22 protein-coding genes are annotated in these 22,261 nt (G+C 45.4%); 9 read left to right on the top strand and 13 right to left on the bottom strand.

Translation table 11 applies throughout. From position 1 onward, the window contains the following. Window position 1 precedes the first annotated feature (1 nt). The 3 genes from dnaG to rpsU all read right to left on the bottom strand — a co-directional run bounded on the left by dnaG (window position 2) and on the right by rpsU (window position 2,475). Window positions 2–1,726, bottom strand: a complete 1,725-nt coding sequence (gene dnaG, locus H9J30_RS02275; RefSeq protein WP_240129499.1) for a DNA primase — start codon at window positions 1,724–1,726, stop codon at window positions 2–4. 83 nt (window positions 1,727–1,809) lie between these two features. After that, window positions 1,810–2,253, bottom strand: a complete 444-nt coding sequence (locus tag H9J30_RS02270) for a GatB/YqeY domain-containing protein (protein ID WP_011071501.1) — start codon at window positions 2,251–2,253, stop codon at window positions 1,810–1,812. A 6-nt stretch (window positions 2,254–2,259) separates the two neighbouring features. Then, window positions 2,260–2,475 carry a 30S ribosomal protein S21 gene (gene rpsU, locus H9J30_RS02265; protein WP_006080725.1) on the bottom strand — a complete coding sequence of 72 codons (216 nt, stop codon included), beginning with the start codon at window positions 2,473–2,475 and terminating at the stop codon, window positions 2,260–2,262. 214 nt (window positions 2,476–2,689) lie between these two features. On the opposite strand from rpsU, the gene tsaD reads away from it, so the two are divergent. Then, window positions 2,690–3,706, top strand: coding sequence for a tRNA (adenosine(37)-N6)-threonylcarbamoyltransferase complex transferase subunit TsaD (gene tsaD / locus H9J30_RS02260; protein WP_240129498.1), 1,017 nt, complete (start codon window positions 2,690–2,692; stop codon window positions 3,704–3,706). Between the two features lie 78 nt (window positions 3,707–3,784). Here tsaD and plsY read toward each other — a convergent pair whose 3' ends face one another. Next, on the bottom strand, window positions 3,785–4,396 hold the full coding sequence (gene plsY, locus H9J30_RS02255; RefSeq protein WP_240129497.1) for a glycerol-3-phosphate 1-O-acyltransferase PlsY: 612 nt from the start codon (window positions 4,394–4,396) through the stop codon (window positions 3,785–3,787). A 261-nt stretch (window positions 4,397–4,657) separates the two neighbouring features. Here plsY and folB point away from each other — a divergent pair, with 261 nt between their 5' ends. The 4 genes from folB to H9J30_RS02235 all read left to right on the top strand — a co-directional run bounded on the left by folB (window position 4,658) and on the right by H9J30_RS02235 (window position 7,285). Further along, window positions 4,658–5,008: a dihydroneopterin aldolase gene (gene folB / locus H9J30_RS02250; protein ID WP_240129496.1), complete on the top strand. Its 351-nt coding sequence runs from the start codon at window positions 4,658–4,660 to the stop codon at window positions 5,006–5,008. A gap of 42 nt (window positions 5,009–5,050) precedes the next feature. Continuing rightward, a complete protein-coding gene (gene folK / locus H9J30_RS02245) occupies window positions 5,051–5,554 on the top strand; it encodes a 2-amino-4-hydroxy-6-hydroxymethyldihydropteridine diphosphokinase (protein WP_240129495.1) in 504 nt (167 codons plus the stop codon). Between the two features lie 18 nt (window positions 5,555–5,572). Next, the gene (locus H9J30_RS02240) at window positions 5,573–6,373 is read left to right on the top strand and encodes an undecaprenyl-diphosphate phosphatase (RefSeq protein WP_240129494.1); all 801 of its coding nucleotides are present in this window, start codon (window positions 5,573–5,575) and stop codon (window positions 6,371–6,373) included. Between the two features lie 84 nt (window positions 6,374–6,457). Continuing rightward, entirely contained in the window at window positions 6,458–7,285 is an 828-nt protein-coding gene (locus H9J30_RS02235; protein ID WP_240129493.1) for a class I SAM-dependent methyltransferase, read from the top strand. 360 nt (window positions 7,286–7,645) lie between these two features. Here H9J30_RS02235 and H9J30_RS02230 read toward each other — a convergent pair whose 3' ends face one another. Next, on the bottom strand, window positions 7,646–7,912 hold the full coding sequence (locus H9J30_RS02230) for an Lpp/OprI family alanine-zipper lipoprotein (protein WP_011071508.1): 267 nt from the start codon (window positions 7,910–7,912) through the stop codon (window positions 7,646–7,648). 234 nt (window positions 7,913–8,146) lie between these two features. Further along, window positions 8,147–9,397 carry a multifunctional CCA addition/repair protein gene (locus tag H9J30_RS02225; RefSeq protein ID WP_240129492.1) on the bottom strand — a complete coding sequence of 417 codons (1,251 nt, stop codon included), beginning with the start codon at window positions 9,395–9,397 and terminating at the stop codon, window positions 8,147–8,149. 174 nt (window positions 9,398–9,571) lie between these two features. Between H9J30_RS02225 and H9J30_RS02220 the strand changes: the two genes are divergently transcribed. After that, on the top strand, window positions 9,572–11,236 hold the full coding sequence (locus H9J30_RS02220; RefSeq protein WP_240129491.1) for an ExeA family protein: 1,665 nt from the start codon (window positions 9,572–9,574) through the stop codon (window positions 11,234–11,236). Continuing rightward, complete coding sequence (locus H9J30_RS02215) at window positions 11,236–12,336, top strand: general secretion pathway protein GspB (RefSeq protein WP_240129490.1); 1,101 nt, start codon at window positions 11,236–11,238, stop codon at window positions 12,334–12,336. Before H9J30_RS02220 ends, H9J30_RS02215 begins: the two co-directional genes overlap by 1 nt. Before the next feature lie 56 nt (window positions 12,337–12,392). On the opposite strand, the gene nhaD is transcribed toward H9J30_RS02215, so the two are convergent. The 4 genes from nhaD to H9J30_RS02195 all read right to left on the bottom strand — a co-directional run bounded on the left by nhaD (window position 12,393) and on the right by H9J30_RS02195 (window position 18,698). Continuing rightward, window positions 12,393–13,640 (bottom strand): sodium:proton antiporter NhaD, encoded by a 1,248-nt coding sequence (gene nhaD / locus H9J30_RS02210; protein WP_240129489.1) that lies wholly within the window; start codon window positions 13,638–13,640, stop codon window positions 12,393–12,395. Window positions 13,641–14,443: 803 nt separating this feature from the next. Next, window positions 14,444–15,736: a glutamate-1-semialdehyde 2,1-aminomutase gene (gene hemL, locus H9J30_RS02205; RefSeq protein ID WP_240129488.1), complete on the bottom strand. Its 1,293-nt coding sequence runs from the start codon at window positions 15,734–15,736 to the stop codon at window positions 14,444–14,446. A 26-nt stretch (window positions 15,737–15,762) separates the two neighbouring features. Continuing rightward, window positions 15,763–16,782 carry an aspartate carbamoyltransferase gene (locus tag H9J30_RS02200; protein ID WP_011717911.1) on the bottom strand — a complete coding sequence of 340 codons (1,020 nt, stop codon included), beginning with the start codon at window positions 16,780–16,782 and terminating at the stop codon, window positions 15,763–15,765. A 191-nt stretch (window positions 16,783–16,973) separates the two neighbouring features. Beyond that, window positions 16,974–18,698, bottom strand: a complete 1,725-nt coding sequence (locus H9J30_RS02195; protein WP_240129487.1) for a chloride channel protein — start codon at window positions 18,696–18,698, stop codon at window positions 16,974–16,976. A 74-nt stretch (window positions 18,699–18,772) separates the two neighbouring features. Here H9J30_RS02195 and H9J30_RS02190 point away from each other — a divergent pair, with 74 nt between their 5' ends. Both H9J30_RS02190 and erpA read left to right on the top strand, forming a co-directional pair. After that, window positions 18,773–19,579 (top strand): DUF6776 family protein, encoded by an 807-nt coding sequence (locus H9J30_RS02190; RefSeq protein ID WP_240129486.1) that lies wholly within the window; start codon window positions 18,773–18,775, stop codon window positions 19,577–19,579. Continuing rightward, window positions 19,572–19,922: an iron-sulfur cluster insertion protein ErpA gene (erpA, locus tag H9J30_RS02185; RefSeq protein ID WP_011071517.1), complete on the top strand. Its 351-nt coding sequence runs from the start codon at window positions 19,572–19,574 to the stop codon at window positions 19,920–19,922. Before H9J30_RS02190 ends, erpA begins: the two co-directional genes overlap by 8 nt. An 89-nt stretch (window positions 19,923–20,011) precedes the next feature. Here erpA and H9J30_RS02180 read toward each other — a convergent pair whose 3' ends face one another. The 3 genes from H9J30_RS02180 to aqpZ all read right to left on the bottom strand — a co-directional run bounded on the left by H9J30_RS02180 (window position 20,012) and on the right by aqpZ (window position 21,716). After that, window positions 20,012–20,461 carry a hypothetical protein gene (locus H9J30_RS02180; RefSeq protein WP_240130048.1) on the bottom strand — a complete coding sequence of 150 codons (450 nt, stop codon included), beginning with the start codon at window positions 20,459–20,461 and terminating at the stop codon, window positions 20,012–20,014. Between the two features lie 24 nt (window positions 20,462–20,485). After that, the gene (locus tag H9J30_RS02175; protein WP_240129485.1) at window positions 20,486–20,866 is read right to left on the bottom strand and encodes a DUF2750 domain-containing protein; all 381 of its coding nucleotides are present in this window, start codon (window positions 20,864–20,866) and stop codon (window positions 20,486–20,488) included. A 154-nt stretch (window positions 20,867–21,020) separates the two neighbouring features. After that, a complete protein-coding gene (gene aqpZ, locus H9J30_RS02170) occupies window positions 21,021–21,716 on the bottom strand; it encodes an aquaporin Z (RefSeq protein WP_240129484.1) in 696 nt (231 codons plus the stop codon). Between the last annotated feature and the right edge of the window lie 545 nt (window positions 21,717–22,261).

Genomic DNA, 22,261 nt, shown 5'->3' with positions numbered 1-22,261 from the left:
CTCAGTTTAGTCCTTTCATGACTGAGATCAGCTTCTGCAGCTGGATCTTCTCTTCCTTAGTATGGGTCTGCTTTAGACTCAATTCCTGATATCGTTGTTCAATATATTGATTGTTCAACCAAACCAGGGTTTGTTTAAACTTTTCGAGCTGGTTTTCTTCCGCCACTTGATGGTCCCATTGGGCTAATTTATGCAGCGTCCCGCTGTGGGGGCTGTCTCTGAATTGCTCAAGTAGTTGTGCGCTGTTTAACCTATGCTCTCGAGTTAACTCCAACAGCAATGGCAGCAAGTCGATGCCTGGCATTTGCAGATGGTTCAATGCGGGTTGTGGAGATAATCCCACGCCCAGTTCGGGATGCTGTACTAACAAGGCGATGGCAAGTCGCAATGGTGTACCCCGTCCTTTCAGTCCCGTTGATGCTGTAGGTTTAGGTTGTTTGACCGTAAAACCCAGTTTTTTCTTCATATCATCTGAGCTGTTCATCCCTAACTTATGAGCTAAGTTCTCAAGTAGGAGGTTTTGCAGCACAGTATCTTGTATTTTTTCAATTAAGCCAAAGGCTTGTTTGGCTAAGTTACCTTTATCGGTACCGAATTTAGTCGCTAATGTGTCAAACAAAAATTCGGGCAAGGTGATGGCACTTTCCATCAATTGCTCGAAGGCGTCTTTACCAATCTTACGTACCATAGAATCAGGATCTTCTGATTGCGGTAAAAACATAAAACGTACTTTGTCCCCAGGTTTTAACAGGGGTAAGGCGGTTTCTAATGCGCGCCATGCGGCTTCATTGCCGGCTCTGTCACCGTCGTAACAGCAGATGACTTCTTTAGCACTACGCAGCAACAATTGAAATTGTTCAGCCGTCGTTGAGGTGCCAAGGGAGGCGACCGCGTAATCCACTCCATATTGGGCGAGGGCGACCACGTCCATATAGCCTTCGACAATCAGTACTTTGTCTGGATCACGGTGCCGCTGCTTTAGCTCGTATAAGCCATAAAGTTCATTGCCCTTATGAAATATGGGCGTTTCTGGTGAATTCAAGTACTTGGGTGTACCATCTCCCAAGACTCGGCCACCAAATCCAATCACACGACCGCGGCGGTCGCGGATTGGAAACATCAGCCGGTCACGAAATCTATCGTATCTTTTGCCGCTGTCATTACTGATAAGCATGCCAGCTGTCAGCAGTTTATCCTGCGCATCTTGATTTTGACGGTAGCGGCTTAATAGGCCATCCCAACCGTCTGGCGCAAAACCAATACCAAAATGTTCAACAATATCATCGGATAAACCGCGATAGGCGAGGTAGTTGATGACTTTTTGTTTGTCTTGGTGTTGTCTTAACTGAGTTTGAAAAAAGCGGCTGGCTTCTTCCATTAATTGGTATAGATCACGGCTTAGGCCATCATCTTGGCGCTTACCTGTGCCTTGTTCTCTGGGTACTTCTAAACCCAATTGTCCGGCAAGATCTTCAATCGCATCGACAAAATCGAGTCTGTCGTACTCCATCACAAAATCGATGGCATTGCCGTGGGCACCGCAGCCAAAACAATGATAAAACTGTTTATCACGACTAACGGTAAACGAAGGTGATTTTTCGCTATGAAAAGGACAACAGGCCGAGTAGTTTTTACCCGCCTTTTTCAAGGGCACCTTTCGATCGATTAGTTCGACGATGTCGGTGCGAGCGATTAGCTCATTGATAAAATCACGAGGTATTGCCATTGAGTGCTTAAAATCTCGCCTTGCGCGAATTTAAACAAACAAGCCGCGCATAGGCACGGCTTGTTCATACATTGAAGCGCTAATTATTGCAATTTTGCACGGATCATAGCGCCAATAGCGCCCATGTCTGCACGTCCTTGAACTTTAGGTTTCAATGCTCCCATTACTTTGCCCATATCCGCCATGGAGGATGCACCTATTTCAACAATAGCGGCATCAATGAATGCAGCGATCTCCGCCTCAGAGAGGGGGGTAGGCAGGAAAGTTTCAATTACTTGAATCTCTTCTGCTTCTGCTGCAGCCAATTCGCTGCGACCCGCTGCTTCATATTGAGCAATTGAATCGCGGCGTTGTTTTACCATTTTGGTTAAGACAGCTATAACCTGCTCATCGTTCAGACTTTCGCGGGTATCCACTTCAATCTGTTTGATGGCTGCAAGTGCCATACGAATAGTGCTCAATCTCGCCTTCTCTTTGGCGATCATGGCCTGTTTCATATGGTCTTTTAGCTGATCAATTAGGCTCATAACAGATTAGTATAAACGTACGCGACGTGCGTTTTCGCGAGAAAGCTTTTTAGCTAAACGTTTAACTGCAGCTGCTTTTGCGCGCTTACGTGCAGTAGTTGGCTTCTCGTAGAATTCACGAGCACGCACGTCGGCTAAAATACCAGCTTTTTCACAAGAGCGCTTGAAACGACGCAGAGCTACGTCGAATGGTTCGTTTTCACGTACTTTAATAATTGGCATACGCCATCACCCCTTAGGTGTAGGTTGTGTGGTTCAATTGCTCGAACCAAGTGTATTTAAAATGGTGCGGAATTTTATACCGAGACAGCTAGGCTTGTAAAGCCCTAATCATTTGTGATGGGGTTGGATAGTGGTATAGGGTGATTGTCGGCTGGAGTAATTGCCATCATACAGGTAGAATTAGCGCCCTTTGAAGATTTTGATTTGAGGCACCATGCGGGTTCTAGGTATTGAGACATCCTGTGATGAGACAGGTATTGCCGTTTATGACGATAAGCAGGGTTTGCTTTCCCATGCTTTATATAGTCAGGTTAAGTTGCATGCAGATTATGGTGGTGTGGTGCCTGAACTTGCCTCCCGCGACCATGTGCGCAAAATTATCCCCTTGATCCGCCAAGCGTTGAAAAACGCCAATACTGACATTGCAGACATCGACGGTATCGCTTACACCAAAGGCCCTGGGTTAATTGGGGCTTTATTAGTGGGCGCTTGTGTTGGTCGCTCGCTTGCCTTTGCATGGAACAAACCTGCCATTGGTGTGCACCATATGGAAGGGCATTTGCTTGCGCCTATGCTGGAAGAGGATGCGCCGGAGTTTCCTTTTGTTGCACTGTTGGTGTCAGGCGGTCATTCCATGTTGGTCAAAGTCGATGGTATCGGGCTTTATGAAGTCTTGGGTGAATCAGTTGATGATGCTGCTGGTGAAGCCTTTGATAAAACGGCCAAGTTAATGGGGCTTGATTATCCAGGTGGTCCACGTTTAGCTAAACTTGCCGCAAAAGGTGAACCTGCAGGTTATCAATTTCCGCGTCCAATGACCGACAGACCTGGGCTTGATTTCAGCTTTTCAGGCCTTAAAACTTTCACCGCTAATACCATTGCAGCTGAACCTGATGATGAGCAAACCCGTGCCAATATCGCCAGAGCTTTTGAAGAAGCGGTTGTTGATACTTTAGCGATTAAATGTCGCCGTGCCTTAAAACAGACGGGTTATAACCGTTTAGTGATTGCCGGTGGTGTGAGTGCCAATACCCGCTTACGGGAAACGCTGGCAGAGATGATGAGCTCCATTGGTGGCCGCGTTTATTATCCCCGCGGCGAGTTTTGCACAGATAATGGCGCCATGATCGCCTTTGCTGGATTACAACGCTTAAAAGCGGGACAACAGGAAGACTTAGCGGTAAAAGGCCAACCAAGATGGCCGCTTGATACTTTGCCGCCATTGGCTTGATTTTTGGTAGCTTAATCCGAATAAAAACAGCGCATTAAGCGCTGTTTTTATTTATATCCTGTAAAGGTTAATCGTGGCTTAGGGGATTTTAGGGCGCTTTTTACGAGACACCTTAGATTCTTCCCCTTTGAGAAGTCGCTTAATATTATCTTTATGGCGAATGATAATTAGTGTCGAAAGCATCGCGACTGGAATGGTAAATCTATCGTCTAGCCACCAAGTATAAAGTGGTGCAAGCAGTGCGGTAATAATGGCTGCAAGTGAGGAGTAGCGGCTAATCAAGACTAATACAACCCAAGATGCCATTAAACAAATTGCTAAGTCATCTCCAATAGGCGCCATCGCTCCAAACGCTGTTGCAACGCCTTTGCCACCTTTAAAACCAAAAAAGACAGGATAAATATGGCCAAGACAAGCGGCTATTGCAATCAAGCCTAAAGAGATGGCGTCGATACCCATCAGATAGGCAAGATAAGTTGGCAGGGCGCCTTTGAGCATATCGAAAAACAACACCATGGCAGCCGAGCTTGCGCCGCCAATGCGCAGCACATTTGTTGCCCCTGGGTTACCAGAGCCTTGAGATCTTGGATCGGGCAGGCCTCTCATCCTACACACTAGCACAGCACTTGAGACAGAACCGGCTAAATAAGCGGCCACAATCATCAAAAGTGTCAGTGATAATTGACTCACATTGGTTTCCTTACACGTCTTAAGGTATTATCGCGCCACAATTTAACAGCCTCTTGGCAAGCATTCAGTCATAAGCGGTGGTGATAACGCAACTTATCAGGTTGCGACAGTTTCTGAATGAATAAATCCATTTGGGCGTTATCCTACTTCGGATTGGTCCGAGTAGAAAGTAAATTAGTTATTCTATAGAGCGGCGGATTATACAGACTCTATTGTGTTTAGCTTATCAGACCTCATTGGCATGAGTGAGTAGGAATTAGTATGGATAAAGTGCTTATTCGACAATTACGTATTGATACTGTGATTGGCGTCTACGAATGGGAAAAGAACATCCACCAAAGCCTGTTTTTAGATCTTGATATGGCTTGGGATAATCGGCCTGCTGCCGCGACCGATAACTATCAATATGCCCTTTGCTATGAGACGGTGTCCAATCGCTTGACGAAGCTTGTCACTGAAAAGCCGATTGAGTTAATTGAGACAGTTGCAGAACGGGTTGCTGAGTGTTTATTGAGTGAGTTTAGGGTGAGCTGGGTAAAAGTGGTGGTGATGAAGCCCGGTGCAGTACCTTCTGCCTCATCTGTTGGGGTTGAGATTGAGCGCTCACGTTAATTGAAGCTTTAGATTTAGTTGAAAGATGGTTCGGACATTTGCATGGCACGTATATACATTAGTTTAGGCAGTAATATAGAACCCACTCACTACCTCAAGGCGGGTTTACAATCTTTACGCACATACTTAGGTCCTCTGCAACTTTCCTCTATGTATGAGAGTGAAGCGGTCGGATTTAACGGCACCAATTTTTTAAATATGGTGGTCTGTGCCCAAACCGAGCTGAATATTGCCGAGGTAGTTGCGCAGTTTAAGCAAATCGAGCAAAATCACGGCCGGCTGATGGGGGCTAAAAAGTTCAGTCCAAGAACGCTAGATATTGATCTACTGCTTTACGATGATGTTGTTTGTCAAACCCCTGTGATACTGCCACGAGCCGAAATCGTCAGTAATGCTTTTGTGTTGTGGCCTTTATCTGAAATTGCGCCGGATTTGATTCACCCATTGCAGCAGAAAACCTATGCCGCGATGTGGGATGAATATGATAAAACGTCACAAAAGCTTTGGCCTGTGACCTTTGAGTGGCCTTATGGGCTGACTTTTTAATTGATTGATAGGATTGTCATGGATACGTTTCAGGTAATTATTTTAGCGCTAATTCAAGGGTTAACAGAATTTCTTCCTATTTCCAGCTCGGCTCACCTTATCTTACCTGCGCAGCTTTTAGGTTGGGAAGATCAGGGGTTATCCTTCGACGTAGCGGTGAATACGGGCTCGTTATTCGCCGTGGTGATTTATTTTAGACATGAGCTCTGGGCTATGTTTAAGGCGTGGATTGCCAGCATAGTGAAAGGTCAGCATTCCGACGATAGTAAGCTAGCGTGGTGGATCATTCTTGCTACTTTACCTGCGGTCTTTTTTGGCTTTATGGCGAAAGACTTTATCGCCACTCATTTGCGTAATACTGGTGTGATAGCCGTTACCACTGTGGTGTTTGGTTTGTTGCTTTGGTGGGCGGATAAAATGTCACGTCACGATTTAACCATTTATCAAACAGGTTGGCGTAAGGCGTTATTAATTGGTTTTGCTCAGGCGCTGGCGCTAATTCCTGGCACTTCACGCTCAGGCGCGACGATGACTGCTGCGCTTATGTTAGGCCTTAGTCGTGATGCGGCGGCGCGTTTTTCCTTTTTGATGTCTGTGCCTGTGAGTTTAGGTGCGGCAATTTTAGTTGGTAAAGATTTGGCTGAGAGCCCGCTTCCCATTGATTATCAAGCGCTGACCCTCGGAACTGTGATTTCCTTTGTTGCCGCTTATCTATGTATCCATTATTTCTTGAAAATTATTAGCCGCATGGGTATGACGCCTTTCGTGATTTATCGTCTGGCCCTTGGTGCCGTGTTGTGTGGATTTATCTTCTTATAATGCACAGGCTCTTTTGCCAAAAAATCGGGTCTAGCGCCCGATTTTTGTGTTTTTAGGCATGAGTTTTTGTTTCCGGAGTTGTTTATGAGCCTTCTATTTCAATGCCCGACCTGTGGTTTGGCGCTGATGCAACATCAGGCATCCCAAGGTTTTTATTGTGCTAACAAGCACCATTTTGATAAGAATGCAGCAGGATATTGGGTATTCACAAAGCCCGCCCGTCAAAAGCCAACTGGGGATAGTCGTCAACAGGTAAGAGCTAAACATTTCTTGCTTGAGTCGGGAGTTTTTACGCCCTTGATCGACAAAATGGGCGAGATGATCGCGGCATATTTACAGCCGAATGATTGCCTGTTGGATTACGAGTGTGCTGAAGGTTTCTATTTACGCGCGTTATCTTCGACGCTGTCTAAACTGACCAATGGAATAGATGTCCAGTACACTGGTGTTGCAGACGCGGAAAATACCATTTTTGCTGCCGCTAAAGCGCAAACGCCTGCAGTGCTCTGTTTAAGCACATCGAAAGTGTTACCTTTTGCGGATAATTGTGTCGATTTTATCACGGTGGTAGATCGACCGTTGAAAGGCAAAGAATGTGTCCGAGTACTTAAAGAGCAGGGGGTTATGTTGCAGGTGATCCCCGGCGCTCGACATCTGTGGCAAATTAAAGCCCTCATTTATCCCGAACTCGCTGAAAAATCCGTCCAAGTAAACCTGCCTTCAGGGTTAACAGTGAAAGAACAGCAGCGATTACAATTCAATTTGTCAGTGACGGGTGAGCAAGCGTTAGTATTGCTCGATATGACCCCCTACGCATGGCGCGCATCGGATAAAGTAAAACACCTTATTCGGAGCCAAGCATTCGATAAGCTAGAAATCGATTTTACTTTAGTCCTCGCGCAAAAGTTATAATTATGTTTTAACTCGCCCTAGGCAAATGGTCTGATAAAAATTTACCTTTTTAGAGAAATCAGCAGAAGTAATAGAAAACACAACGGTTGATTTTACGGGTGGTATCAAAAGTAAAACTGATGAGGAGTTTACCTGCTATGAGGTTTAACTAAGACGAGAAAGCTAGGGAAGTATTAAATTGACTGCGCTAATTAGAGGAAGTAGAAAACAGATACTTTTTACTTGATAAAAAAGAGGGAAGAGCACTATCAGCAGTTAAATATTGGCCATAAAAAAAGGCTTGAGATAGGTGTGCTATTCGCTTTCATCTTTCTCAAGCCTTTGATCTCAACCTGATAATTACAGGTTAATCACTTATCATTACTTCTTGTAACGAGAAGCAACGTTGTCTAGACGGTCGTTAGCGCGTTTAGCTTCTGCTTGTGCGTCCATAGCTGCTGCTTTAGCATCTTTAACGTCTGCAGACAGTTTGCCTTGCTCTGATTTCAGAGAGCTAACATCAGCTGACAATTGATCAACTTTGTTGCCCAGAGTTGCAACGCTTTCTTCCAGAGCAGTAGTGTTTGCACAACCACCTAGTAGGGCAGTCATTGCTAAACCAGCAATCATCAGTACTTTTTTGTTCATTGTAAAAAATCCCTTAAAATAGGTTGGATTTGAATGTTTCGTCACTTGGGAATCGAAACTGCCTAATTATGACATAGCTATTTTAATTTGCTACGAATATTAATGGGTTTAACCACTATAGACAGATAAATTTTTTTGAAAAGTGTTTTTTCTAGGCTGTATCCCCATTTTTTATCGATAAACAGGGCGGCATTTACCAGAAATTGCGCATATTTTTACAAAGTAGTTACAAATTTATTGCGTTTGTTTAGTTTGTCGTCTCGACCAATTGGCTTTTATTTGCTCAACGATTTCAATTCGCTTCGAATAGAGAGCTTGTTTTATCTGTGCCCCCTGCAATCCTGTCTCTATGATGGTTTTTACATTTACATTATTTGCGGCTAAAAAACACGCATTAAGGTAGTCACTCTGTGGATAGGTTTGGTGTTCGAATCCTGTTCGACCTCGCATATCGGCAATACAAGCCAACAATAGTTGATTGAGTCTTTCAGGCTTGCGCCAAAAATCGGCTTTATCGAAGATCTTTATAATGGTTTCAGCCCTTAACTCAAACGCTTGGTGAACGTTTTGGTGCTGATCACTAACCAATAGGGCGAGATCGCGATACTCGTTAGGAACACGAAGCCGCTCGCACAATGCTTTTATGAGCGGTAGTCCTTTTTGCCCGTGTCCATGGTGCTTGGGTAAGTCTTCTTTAGGACTTACTGCCTTACCTAGATCGTGAACTAAGGCTGCAAAGCGCACTACTTTTTCCTGCGTAAGTAATGCTGCTTGAGCCAATACCATCAGAGTATGAAGGCCTGTATCTATCTCTGGGTGCCATTTTTCGGGTTGTGGGACACCAAAGAGGGCATCAATCTCGGGAAAGAGAATTTTCAATGCGCCACATTGACGCAGCACTTGGAAAAAGACTTCTGGATTTGGCCCGCCGAGACTTTTATCGACTTCTTGCCAGACGCGCTCAGGCGTAAGCGCCGTTAACTCTTCGGTTTTGCTCATATGCTGCATTAGGGCTAGTGTTTCGTTTGCAATTTCAAAACCTAAATCATGAAAACGGGCGGCAAAGCGGGCTACTCTCAGGACCCTTAGCGGATCTTCTGCAAAGGCAGCTGAAACATGTCGCAGTTGGCGTGCTTTTATATCTGCAATACCTTGATAGGGATCGTATAAATTGCCTTCTTCATCCTTAGCAATGGCATTAATGGTTAAATCCCGTCTAAGTAAATCCTGCTCTAGGGTAACATCAGGACTGGCATAACAGCTAAAGCCACCATAGCCTAAACCCACTTTGCGCTCCGTTCGTGCCAATGCATATTCTTGCTGGGTTTTAGGATGTAAAAAGACAGGGAAGTCTTTACCCACTTGTCGATAGCCTAGTTGCTGCATTTGCTCTGGAGTGGCACCAACAACCATATAATCTTTATCTTTTATCGGGAGATTAAGCAGGCTGTCTCGAACAGCACCGCCAACTAAGTAAATTTTCACAGGAATATTTTAGCTAGTGTGTCATAAAGGTAGCTTAACATGATGAAGCCATGGCGAGGTGAATTGGAGTGGAGATATTTATTAGAATGTCACATCCATGTTGCTGATGCTTTGACAATATCCTTAGGACGTTTTAACGTGGTGCGTTATTTTTAGCTTAGGATGATTGGTGGTATGTACAAGGCCTTTTATGGACTCAGTGATAACCCTTTTTCGATCGCACCCAATCCTCATTATTTATTCTTGAGTGACAGACACAGAGAAGCCTTAGCCCATTTAACCTATGGACTAGGGGAAACAGGTGGCTTTGTGTTATTAACGGGGGAGGTAGGTACCGGGAAGACAACTGTATCTCGTTGTTTGCTTGGGCAATTGCCCGATAATACCGATACCGCATTTATTTTAAATCCTTCGCTGACTGAGTTGGAGTTACTCGCCACATTGTGTGATGAGTTGAAGATTAGCTATGGCGAAAATCCAACGCTTAAGCAACTTACCGACCATCTGAGCCGTTTTTTACTGGCCAATCATGAGAAGGGCCGCAATACCGTACTCATAATCGATGAAGCGCAGCATTTACGCGCTGAAGTGTTAGAGCAATTAAGGTTGCTGACTAATCTTGAGACCGATACTAAAAAACTGCTGCAAGTTATTTTGATTGGTCAACCTGAACTGCAACTGTTACTTAAACGGCAAGAGCTCCGCCAGTTAGCCCAGCGGATCACTGCTCGTTATCATTTATTACCCTTAAATGAAGACGAAATAGCCCTTTACGTATTGCACCGTTTGCAGGTTGCTGGTCGTTTTGAACCATTATTTACCCGAAAAGCTATTAAGGTGTTGCATAAATACAGTGGTGGTATCCCTCGCCTAATCAACTTGTTGTGCGAGCGAGCGCTGATGGCGGGCTATGCGCAATCTAAAGTGCCTATCGATCATCATATGGTGAGGCAAGCGGCGGCAGAAGTATTAGGAGAGGAAGAACCTTCGCAGAATAAGTTCCTGTGGCCGAGTGCGATTGCTGCCACCCTTGTTCTCGCTTTTGGTGTGTCTTACTGGTTGTTTACGGATCATGCTGTCGTTGCCACTGTGGCGAACGAGAACGTGACTCAACCTAAACAAACTATTATTGCTGATAATTCCGTACAGCAAAGCCAACCGGCATTAACGAATACTGTGCCAGAGAGCATTCAGGCTCAAACGCTTGTGGCACCGGATCCGAACTTGCGCGTGCTGCAGGAGGCTATAAAGCAGAGTCGACAAATTGATACAGCCTTTGCAGGCCTCTTTAATGTGTGGGGCAAAGTCCCCTTTAAAGGCTTAACCGCCTGTCAGTCTGCATTTGAGCAGGGACTGGCATGTTATCAACAGCAGGGAAATTGGATGTCTCTCACGCGGCTAAATTATCCTGCAGTTGTATATTTAGTTGATGAGAATCAACAAGATTTTTATGGTACCGTGATTGCTGTTGATGGTGACCAATTGCTAATGCAGTTAGGCGAGCAACAATTGTGGGTGGAAAGGGCTTGGTTTAATCAACATTTTAGTGGCACGTTTGAAATACTGTGGCAAGCGCCCAATCTGCCTATGATGGAAATTAGCCAGAAATCGAGCCCTGGACAACTACAGTGGTTGGAAAACGCACTTGCCCATGTGGCGAATCGACCTTCGCGCCGAGTCAGCCAATTTGATCTTAAGTTGGAGAATGATCTTAAAGCCTTTCAAAGCCAACATGGTTTGAAGGCTGATGGTATCGCAGGTAATCAAACTTTAGTGAGACTGAATTTGTATTTAAGTGATCAAGGGCCGCGCCTAACCGATAATGGAGCGCAGAGTTAATGTCCATTTTACTCGACGCGGTAACCCGTAATAAACAGCAGCAATCTTCAGCTTTACCTGATGCGGTATTAACGCCAAGGGCGAGTTATCCTACGCCACGAAAGGCTGCGTTTCCTGTTGCTAAATTGTCGTTGCTCGCTGTCGCGATTGCTCTCGGTGTGGGGGGAGCATGGGGGATTGCGAATTGGCAACAGTCAAGTTCAATGGCTGTTTTGAAGGCCAATGATGCTCATAAGAGCAATACGTATCAGGGGGCCGTGATAGCTGCACACGCTTCAAAGACGGGCTCTGATGCAGTAGTTAATCAGACTAACAGAGAGCTATCGACAAGTGCGACTTCTGAGCCAGAGGTTTCACCTGATACACACCCTCAAGATGCAAGAGGAACTGCTGGATTTCGATTAGCAGGAAAAGTCGCTTTACCCAGGGAGCAGGTTTTAAATGAGCAGCCGTTAAGCATGCAAGGCTATGTTAACTCAAACATAAGTTCGGCTCAGACGTTGTCAGCGAATCCTGCTACTACGGATCCTAGTTACGATGATTATCTCGCCACCTCGGTGGCTTTGGATGAGACAGTTCGTCAACAATCATCAATGGAAAATATGATTGAACCTCAAGAGGCCGCCGAACCAGAGCCAATCATGTTAGGAGCTAACGCGAATGGTCAAGGTTTAGCGACACTTGAGGCGCTACGTCAACAAGTTAATGCGGCAGCCGTTGATGTGGGATTAAATACGGCGCAGAGTCGTCAAGATGATGAACTGGTTGCGACTTTCCAAGATGCACTTAAAGATGTTGAATATGGCAAAGCAGCAAAAGTACCCGTTACTGAGCCTAAGCTTGACCCTATCCCTAAAACCGAAAACGACGATATTCCCAAATACGGGCAACTGCCGGCTGGACTGCAGTTACAAGTGCCTGAATTTAATATTGTAGCCCACGTTTATTCAACCGATGCGAGCCAACGTTGGCTGAACGTTGATGGCGCAGAGTTACAGGAAGGCGATATGATCGCTGCCAAATTGAAGATTATTGCTATTCGCCCGAGGGATGTCGTTTTAGACATTCAAGGAACGCAATTTAGGGTTCCGGCGATTTAGACCATGTACTTAATGACAAAAGGCGCCAGGTGGCGCCTTTTATTTATCTTTAAAGATTAAGCGAAGAAGTTATAAGCGAGGAGTAAGGTTAAGCCATAACCTACGCAATAACACAGGAATAGGGCTGGCACATATTTTAGGTAGCTTACAAAGGTTAGCTCTTTTACTTTGCTCATGGCCACGATACCCGCAGCTGAACCAATGACTAATAATGAACCACCGACACCCACGCTATAGGTTAAGCCTAACCATTCTGGTGTGCTGAGTACTGGCTCTGCTTTTAACAGGGCTGCAGTTAGCGGCACGTTATCGATAAGGGCTGAACCTAAACCAGTGACAAAGTTAGAAATATTTGGATTAAATTGGGCATATGCTGTGGTTAGCATATCTAAGGTGCCGATTTCTTTAAGCATACCAACCAGTAGTAAAATTCCTAAGAAGAACAACAGGGTGTCGTATTCTACCTGGCGGATGTACTCAAGGATCTTGATTTCTTCTTTATCACTACGGATGGTGTGGCCGATCAAGAACATAATTGATAGACCCGTTAAGAAGGTCAGTACGGGTGGGATCCCGAACAAAATGTTCAGCAGCATGGTCATTAAAATCGTGCAGAAGAACACGAGGGCAATTAATAGATCAACCGTTTGATAACTATGTTTAATTGGGGTTGTTGAGACTATGCCTTCAGCTTTTAGGGAAAAGAGTGATGCTAATAAAATAACACTCACTGCCGAGGGGATAAATAACATCAATAGCTCAGAGATATGTACGTGACCAGCTAAAAAGATCATCAGGGTGGTTACGTCCCCCGTGATTAATGCAACACCACCAGAGTTCACCGCGAAAATAATCAATACTGCCATTCTGCGGCGCATTTGTTTATCGAGTTTGAAGGTAGTTAGCAAGCCTAAAGAAACCAGAGTTGCGGTGACGTTATCACAAAATGCTGAGAGTACGAGTGAAAACAGGCCGACTTGGAGCATTAAAATTCGCACAGAAACCTGCTGTGGAAACAGCTTCTGTACCATAATTTGGATCATACCTTTAGCGTTAAGATAAGCCACAAAGGTCATGGTCGACATTAAAAACAACCATAGTGTAGCAATTTCAAGCAAGTTCTCATTGAGTTGATGCCCAACTAATTCCTCATGACTAGGATCACCAGCAGCCATAAACAGCGCTACCCATGAAATACAGCCAAAGAATAAGGTGGTTTTTGCTTTATTAAGGTGGGTAACTTCTTCGAAAATAATACTGAGCAATGCGAGCACCGCCAGTATGATCAGAAAGGTATATAACATAACTGCAATTCCAACTGCTGTTTTAATGTTGTGGCAGGCCCAAAGGCGAGCTATTGAGTGGCGTTATCAAGGCTAAATTAAGCTTGCCGTGTTAGCGCGTGCGGATCAGAACATAATGGCGAGAATAACGCAACTGTTAGCTGTAACTCAGTTTTCTGTCGCTTTGTGATGCAGATCTCGAGATTGGTTGGCTTGTGTTGGTGTAAAATGCTGAATTTTTGTGTTTGTTTGAATTTTTATGTTGATTCAGCCTGTTCGGAGGGCGACTGTAAAGTAAAATCTACGATTAAAGTCTAAGCAGTGATTTTATCGATCCTGCAATTAATTTTCCCTTATCGAGAAAATACAGCAAAAATCAAAGGCACAAATAGAATGCTAGAGTAATTAGTTAATTACCGTTACCAATATGGATTATGCTCTCATGCCACCGACTTGGCTAAGTCAAAATATAGAGCGAGTGCATAGTGAACAGTATTTTGCTTCTCTTAAATGGTTTAGACACTGGATGTTGTATTTTGAGGATAACGCAAAATGACTTTTGTGTTCCGGACTCTCTTACTTTTAGGCTGATTAGTTTGGTGGATATTCAGTGATAAACAGTTGATCACTTTGGGTATTGAACAATTCGAGCGTAGTTGTTGAGCATATCACCTTAACCTTACCAGCATTTTAGTCGTGCCGATTTGATTTAAGTCCAGTTGTAGGTTTGGAACAATCCGATAGTTATCGACCGCGCGAAACACGTCAAATAGGCAACTAAATAAAAAGGGACGCTAATGCGTCCCTTGATTTTAATGAAATACTTAGTTTGCCGCTTTCATGCGAGCGAAGACACGGTCGGCAGCTTCAAGTGTAAGGCGCAGTTCTTCTTCACCATGGGCCATCGACAGGAAGCCTGCTTCATAGGCACTTGGTGCTAAGTAAACACCTTCATCTAACATGCCGTGGTAGAAAGTACGGAAGTGCTCAATATTGCACTTAGTCACTTGGTCGAAGCGCGTGATGTGCTCTTGCTCGGTAAAGAAGAAGCCGAACATACCGCCAACATAGTTGATTGCCATTGGGATGCCGTGCTTATCCGCCGCCGCTTTAAAGCCTTCAGCGATGCGCTTAGTTTTAGCACTCAGCGCTTCGTACAGACCTTCTTCACACAGGGCTTCCATTTGTGCTAGACCCGCTGACATTGCAATTGGGTTACCTGAAAGCGTGCCTGCTTGGTATACAGGACCTGTTGGTGCGATAAACTGCATCACATCTTTACGACCACCAAATGCACCTACTGGCATCCCGCCACCGATAACTTTACCGAGAGTGGTTAAGTCAGGTGTAACGCCATAATGACCTTGAGCGCCGCTTTTTGAAACACGGAAACCAGTCATCACTTCATCGATAATCAGCAGCGCACCAAACTCATCACACAGGCTACGCAGACCTTCGAGGAAGCCTGGGATAGGTGGGATGCAGTTCATGTTACCTGCAACGGGTTCGATGATGATGCAAGAAATCTCAGTTGGATATTGCTCGAATAGGTTACGTACAGAATCCAGATCGTTATACACGGCAGTTAAGGTGTGCTTTGCGAAATCTTCAGGGATACCAGGAGAGCTTGGTTGGCCTAAGGTTAATGCGCCAGAACCCGCTTTAACTAATAGGCAGTCAGCGTGACCATGGTAGCAACCTTCAAACTTTAAGATCTTGTCACGATTAGTAAAACCGCGCGCTAAGCGAATCGCACTCATGGTCGCTTCAGTGCCTGAGCTGACCATGCGGACTTGCTCGATAGAAGGAACCATGGCAATGACTTTTTCGGCCATTTGTACTTCAAGCTCAGTTGGCGCGCCAAAAGACAGGCCATTGTGTACCGCAGCTAACACGGCTTCACGGATCTTTGGATGGTTGTGGCCGAGGATCATTGGGCCCCAAGAACCGACATAGTCGATATAAGCTTTGCCATCGGCATCGTAGATATAAGCGCCATCGGCTTTTTCAATAAACAGCGGCGAACCACCTACACCGTTAAATGCACGAACCGGAGAGTTAACACCGCCGGGGATGGTTTTTTTAGCCTGTTCAAATAGCGCTTCGGAACGGGTCATGTTAAGTCCTTAAAGTATGTCGCCGATTAACGATCGGCTTTACGTGAATACCAATTAACGGGACACTCATATTTTTCGAGTTGCGAGTCAACCCCGAGTGTCAATGCAAACAGTGCCATACGAATTAGCAGTCCATTGTCCGCCTGTCTGAAGATAGCGAGATTAGGATGGCTGTTCAAATCATTATCTAACTCATTAGCTTGCGCACGCGAATCCCGTGGTAGCGGGTGCATGATCACAGTGTTAGATTTGCAATGTTGGGTATAAATACTGCGATTCAAACGGAATTTACCGCGGTATTTGTTAGCCTCTTCCTGGGATGGGAAGCGCTCTTCTTGAATGCGGGTCAGATAAAGAATATCGGCTTTATCTAAGTGGCCTTCAAGCTGGTCTGTTATTTTGATGCTATGGCCAGCATTTTCAATGTCAGAGATCACATAGTCAGGCATTGCTAATTCAGTTGGCGAAATCAGCGTGAAGCTGATGTTCTTGTACATGCACAGCAAGCGCGACAATGAATGCACTGTACGACCAAATTTTAAGTCACCGACCATCGCGATATGCATGCCATCGATACCGCGGCCAGCGTGGCCTAACTCTTTTTGAATGGTGAATAAATCAAGCAGGGCTTGAGTCGGGTGCTCGTTCGAACCATCACCACCGTTGATTACTGGCACGCGGCTACCTTCAGCAAACTCTTTTACCGAATAAGAGTCGGGGTGGCGCATCGCTATGACATCGGAATAGGTCGAGAGTACGCGGGCGGTATCGTACAGGGATTCGCCCTTTGATAAGGACGATGAGGCCATACCTGTGGTTTCACGCACATGGCCGCCGAGTAAGTTAAAGGCACAGCCAAAACTGACGCGGGTACGGGTACTTGGCTCGAAAAACAGGTTACCTAAAATGGCGCCTTCGAGCACTTTTGTGCGCTTCTCACGTAGTGCATAGGGCATCATACGGTGGGCGACATTAAAAATAGTTTGGATTGAATCAAGATCTAACTGGTTTACGGAGAGGATATGGGATCCTTCGAACTGGTTCATCAGCCTGTTTTCCAATTGCTAGGGGGCGTAAAAGTGCAATGTCGCGCTTTGTGCCCTGGTGTATATGTAGGGTGGCTGAGGCGCGATTGTAACAGATGCACAGGGGCTGCGAAATAGCCGCCGTGGCCTTGCATGGATTTTTTAGATAGCTAATACAAGATTTTGTGAATCTAAGCCCATCTTTGCAGGGCTTAGACTTGGCCCGAGCGAATTTCCTGTTGTAGGTTCGACCAACTGACCACACCCACCACATTGTCTGGAGTGTCTTGGTAGATAAATACTTCACCGCTGCGCTTGGGCAACAACAAGTTATACACCTCATCGAGGGTTTTAGTGTCACTCAGCCCCGGCATCGGATGGCGCGAGAGGGTGACGTTGTCATCAAAGGATTGCATCTCGAGGCTGAGCATTTCAATCACTCCATCGGCGTTACGCACTAACACAGGGCGACCTTCGGCGCGTTTTAACACTTCGAGCAGCAGCTCGTCGTTGTTGTTGACGATAACAAAACGCTTATCCATCAAGGCGCGCACACCTTTTTTCTGTAGCGCTAAATTCACAGGGGCGACTTTATAACCTAAACCCATAATCTCTAGCTGCTTGAAGAAGATGGAGTTAGTTTTAAACCCTTGATAGGCAATCAAGAAGGCAGGAATAGTCACAAACATCGCTGGTAGAATAATACTGGCATCGTTAGTCATTTCGAGCAGCGCAACTAATGCCGCGAGCGGCGCACTAAGGCAAACGCCCATCATGGCGGTCATGCCGATCACTGTATAGAGACCAACGTAAGGCGCAATCGAAGGGAATAACATCGCGCTGACTAAGGCTAAGATGGCACCGATTAAGGCGCCTATACCATAGAGCGGGCCAATCAATCCTCCGGGTATCCCTAAACCTATTGCGGCAATAGTCGCGACAATTTTGGCAGCGAGCAGGGCAATTAACAGTAATAAACTGGGGTGCTCACTTATGGCTTCGCTAATCGCTAAATCTCCAGTGCCCAGCGCCTGCGGCAAGATTAAGCCAATCAGGGTTGTGATACTGCCCGCCAGCAAGAGCCGATAAATCAGTGGCCAGTTTTGTCCCGTGGCGGTGACTTTTATGAGGGTGTAATTAAAGAATGCTGCTGCACAGCCCAATGCAAGACCGCCAAGGGCTAAAATCGGATAGTGATCCAACGGAATATGGATTACTTGAATACGGTCAAATTCATGCACATTGCCAAACACCAGTTGACTGGAAACCGCCCCACAAATGGCGGACAGCATAATCGGGAAGAAGTAATGCACTTTGTACTCGCGCACTATCACCTCTATCACAAAAATCACTGCAGCTAGTGGCGCATTAAAAGTGGCGGCAATCCCCGCGGCAATACCGCTGGCACACATAATCCGCACACTATTATCGGGAAGGTTAAATTTTTCGGCTAATACGCTGGCGCTCACTGCGCCAAGGTGAATGGCGGGGCCCTCACGGCCCACCGAGAAATTAGTCCCTAAGGCAAACAGAGCCTGAAAAAATTGCCCTGCAGCAGATTGCAAGGGGATTTTGCCGTAATGCAATTTAACCCTATGTAATACATAGGCAATTCCCATTCGGTTGTAACGTTTTGAGCCTAGTTTGGCCACAAGCCAGATCAATAAGGCGCCGAAAAGTGGCAACAGTGCTCGCCAGTCGGCGATGTTACCCGTAAAATCCAGCGTCTCGATTTGGGTGTAATGATTTGCCCACAGGAGTAAGAGTCGAAACAACAGGATCACGCAGGAGGCAAAGATGGCAAATAGCAAGGCCAGTAAGCAAAGCTGCGCACTGATCTTGGCTTGGGATAAATGATCTCGCAGCTCGTTAGTTAAGTACTTTTTCGCTGTGATGATGGCGTCTTCAATCGCGGCTTTATTTATCGTTAATTGCACTGCGTTGGCCTGAGTTGTATTGTATCGAACTCGTTCTTGAGTTGATTGTATTTTATATAAGGGGCTGTTACCTAATGCCAAATTATCATCGTTGGCTAAATCGGCTGCAAGTCATGGATTTAAAGTATCGTCCATCGACCAAGTATTTATTGTCGTTGGTCTTAGTGGCATTTCTGTTGGGCGCTTGGGTGAGCTTTATTGTGCTTAACAGTGACGAGCCTGTCGTAAAGCATATTGGCGGTGGTAAATTGCAACGCGTCACCGCGGAACTTGAAGAGCAAACTCAGTTACTTGCGACTCGTAATTTAGAGCTATCAGTCGAGCGCGAAGCCAATGCGCAAATGCAGGATATGTTTGCGCAGCAAATGAAAAAACAAAAGGAACTTGAGAACGAATTAGCCTTTTATCGCAGCATCATGTCGCCGGACGATAATGCCGAAGGGATCGCCATCCACGGACTAGAGATGACGCCGGGTGCCTTAGCAGATGAATACAATTTCAAACTGATTCTGACTCAGTTGCAAAAGCGTAAACAGGCGATTCAAGGGCGTACCGAAATGACCTTGATTGGTGTGCAAGATGGCAAATCCGTTGAGTTAAGTGTGAACAAACTCACGGGTTCTAAGCTCGAATTTGATTTTCGCTATTTTCAGGTAATAGATACCAAAGTCACTGTACCAGCAGGCTTTAATGTTGTGCAGGTAAAAGTCAAAGTGGTGGTGCCTTCGAGCCGTTGGACCAAAAATTCACAGACAGAACATGTCTATAGTGTCCCTGAATTAATGCAGGGTGAAAAAGAACCGCGGGTAATACTTGAACAAAATAGTCAGGTAACGGATAATTTGCCCCAGAAAACTGATGTAAGAGGTAGTAATGACTGATCAAGCTGATGCAACAATGCCGATTAAATTTACCGATGCGGCTGCCGCTAAGGTAAAAGGCTTGTTGGAAGAAGAGCAAAATCCTGCACTTAAGCTACGTGTGTATGTTACTGGCGGTGGTTGTTCTGGATTTCAGTACGGCTTTACCTTTGATGAAAAGGTCAACGAAGGCGACTTCACCGTTGAGAAGCAAGGCGTCCAATTGGTCGTCGATCCCATGAGCTTACAATATTTAGTTGGTGGTGAAGTGGATTACACTTCTGGCCTCGAAGGTTCGCGTTTCTTTGTGAAAAATCCCAATGCGACAACCACCTGTGGTTGTGGTGCCAGCTTCTCAGTATAAGTAATTCGCTGATATAGCATATAAAAAAGCCGTCGAGAAGACGGCTTTTTTGTTGGTTATGTTCACCTAAATAGCATGGATATTTGGTGTTAATTCATAATGTTGAGATTTAATTTAGGCTTAAACCAAGCTTTGACTTTCTTATCAAATGCGATCCAAACCTGCAATAAAGACAAAATGATCAACACTATCAAAATCACGTAGTCAGGGAATTTTCCCTGCCATTGACCAAGGTGTACTGTGGTTGGCCCTGCCACGAGATTATCGGGATCGTATAGGATCACAGGTAGCATACTCACCAATGCTAACTGTACTAACGTATAACCCCTTAGCATAATTAGCCCCGCCTTTTGACGACCGACAATTCCTAACACCATCAATAGGGTCAACAGGCAAAACAATACTCCTTGTTTGGCGATTAAGCCGCTTACCGAGGCTGCAACATAGAGTAACAGCAATGCGATTAAGCGTTTAGGTAAACGGGCTTGAGTCAACGGAGTCGTGACTGGCGTTGCCAAAGAGGATTCCTGCTCGCTCATCGACATTATTGTTCGCCTTATAAATTAATGACTTTGCTTGGTGAGTAGACGTTGGTCTAACTCATAGGGTGGGATCACCACACCTAAGTCATCTTGCACAGGGAATACGGCGACAAACAGATCATCATCTTCCATACCTGGCACCCATCTTTCGTGCCACTCATCGTATGGAATCGCTAGAGTTTGGCATTCGCTCCAATCATCGACAGCCCAAGAGTCAGCGGCTTCTTCGGTTGGCCACATTGGGATGCAGTCTTCATCTTCAGTGGTTAGCATGACGCAACCATCTTGATCCTGTAGCGTCCATAACACTTTGTGTTGTTTGACTTGTTCGACAAGGTAATCGTAACGCGCTTCTGGAGTCATTCCAGCCGCTTCTGCAAAGGTTTTAACAGTCTTGCTCATGAAAATATCTCTTATACGTGAATTGGGCGAAGCCTGTCGTGCCACTCATGTATAGCGTCAGCACAGCAAAATTCACCAGTTGCCAAGATGGTAACATTAGAGCGGAGTTTGAAAAAGCACAACAGCGCCGTGAGGGCGCCGTTGTTAGTAGGAATTACTTAGCGGCGTTGAAATAACGGTAGATAACGCCCGCTAACATGGCGCCAATAATGGGGGCTGCCCAAAATAGCCATAATTGTGAGACAGCCCAATCGCCGACAAAGAGCGCAGGGCCGGTACTGCGGGCCGGATTTACCGAGGTGTTTGATACGGGAATGCTGATCAAGTGAATAAGGGTTAAACACAGACCAATTGCAATCGGTGCAAAGCCTTTAGGTGCGCGCTCATCGGTCGCACCTAAAATGACCAATAAGAAGAACAAGGTCATTACGATTTCGCAGATTAGCACCGACATCAGGCTATAGCCGCCGGGGGAATGTTCGCCAAAGCCATTAGAGGCAAAGCCGGATGCCAAGCTAAAGCCTTCTTGCCCTGAGGCGATTGCGTACAACACACCCGCACCGACGATCCCGCCCGCCACTTGGGCAACGATATAAGGCAGCAATTCAGACGCAGGAAAACGTCCGCCAGCCCATAGCCCAAAGGATACAGCAGGATTGAGATGACAACCTGAGATATGACCAATCGCAAACGCCATCGTCAGAACCGTTAAACCAAAAGCAAGCGAAACCCCGAGTAAGCCAATCCCCACCTCTGGAAAGGCCGCCGCTAGCACAGCACTGCCACAGCCGCCGAGAACCAGCCACAGTGTACCCAAAAACTCCGCCGCCATTTTTTGTGACATATTCATTGATGAATTTCCTATAGAGTTGATTTATGCCGATATGCATTTCAGGCTCTTTACATAAGCCCTTGTTTATCATGCTGGTTAAGTTAAAACTGAATGAACTATTCTCTTTATTGAAGTGTTGCGCGTTCAGAATGTGAATGCCAAGCTTGGTTTTTACTGTGAGTGAGTTGTGCATTTACTGCTTAGTTAACAACCACTTTAGCTTGTTTGACACAACTGTGATTAAGCATAGCTGGGTTTTTATATTGTGCATTTTTGAAAGGGTGTCACTGGGTATTTAAACCGTTTTTAGGCATCGTCTCAGCTGTTTTGTTACGCATTATCTTGTCTCTGTTAGGTAAAAATACAGTGCATCTCTGGCCGCCACTTGACGATTCTCAGTATGTTCAATAGTCGGCTCTCTCCCTTTATTTACATTTAATACATTGAAAATAAAAGAATAGATATTTAATAGATATAAAACGGGGAAATAAACGAGGGGTATTTCGTTGCCGCTCTTCACTAGGCAAAGTAAAACAGCAAGGTTACTTAAATGTTAATTATGT

It is taken from the genome of Shewanella cutis (assembly GCF_022410515.1).
Taxonomy (GTDB): domain Bacteria; phylum Pseudomonadota; class Gammaproteobacteria; order Enterobacterales; family Shewanellaceae; genus Shewanella; species Shewanella cutis.
Note: the sequence above shows the minus strand (reverse complement) of the source record. Positions and strands in the feature narration are given on the sequence as shown.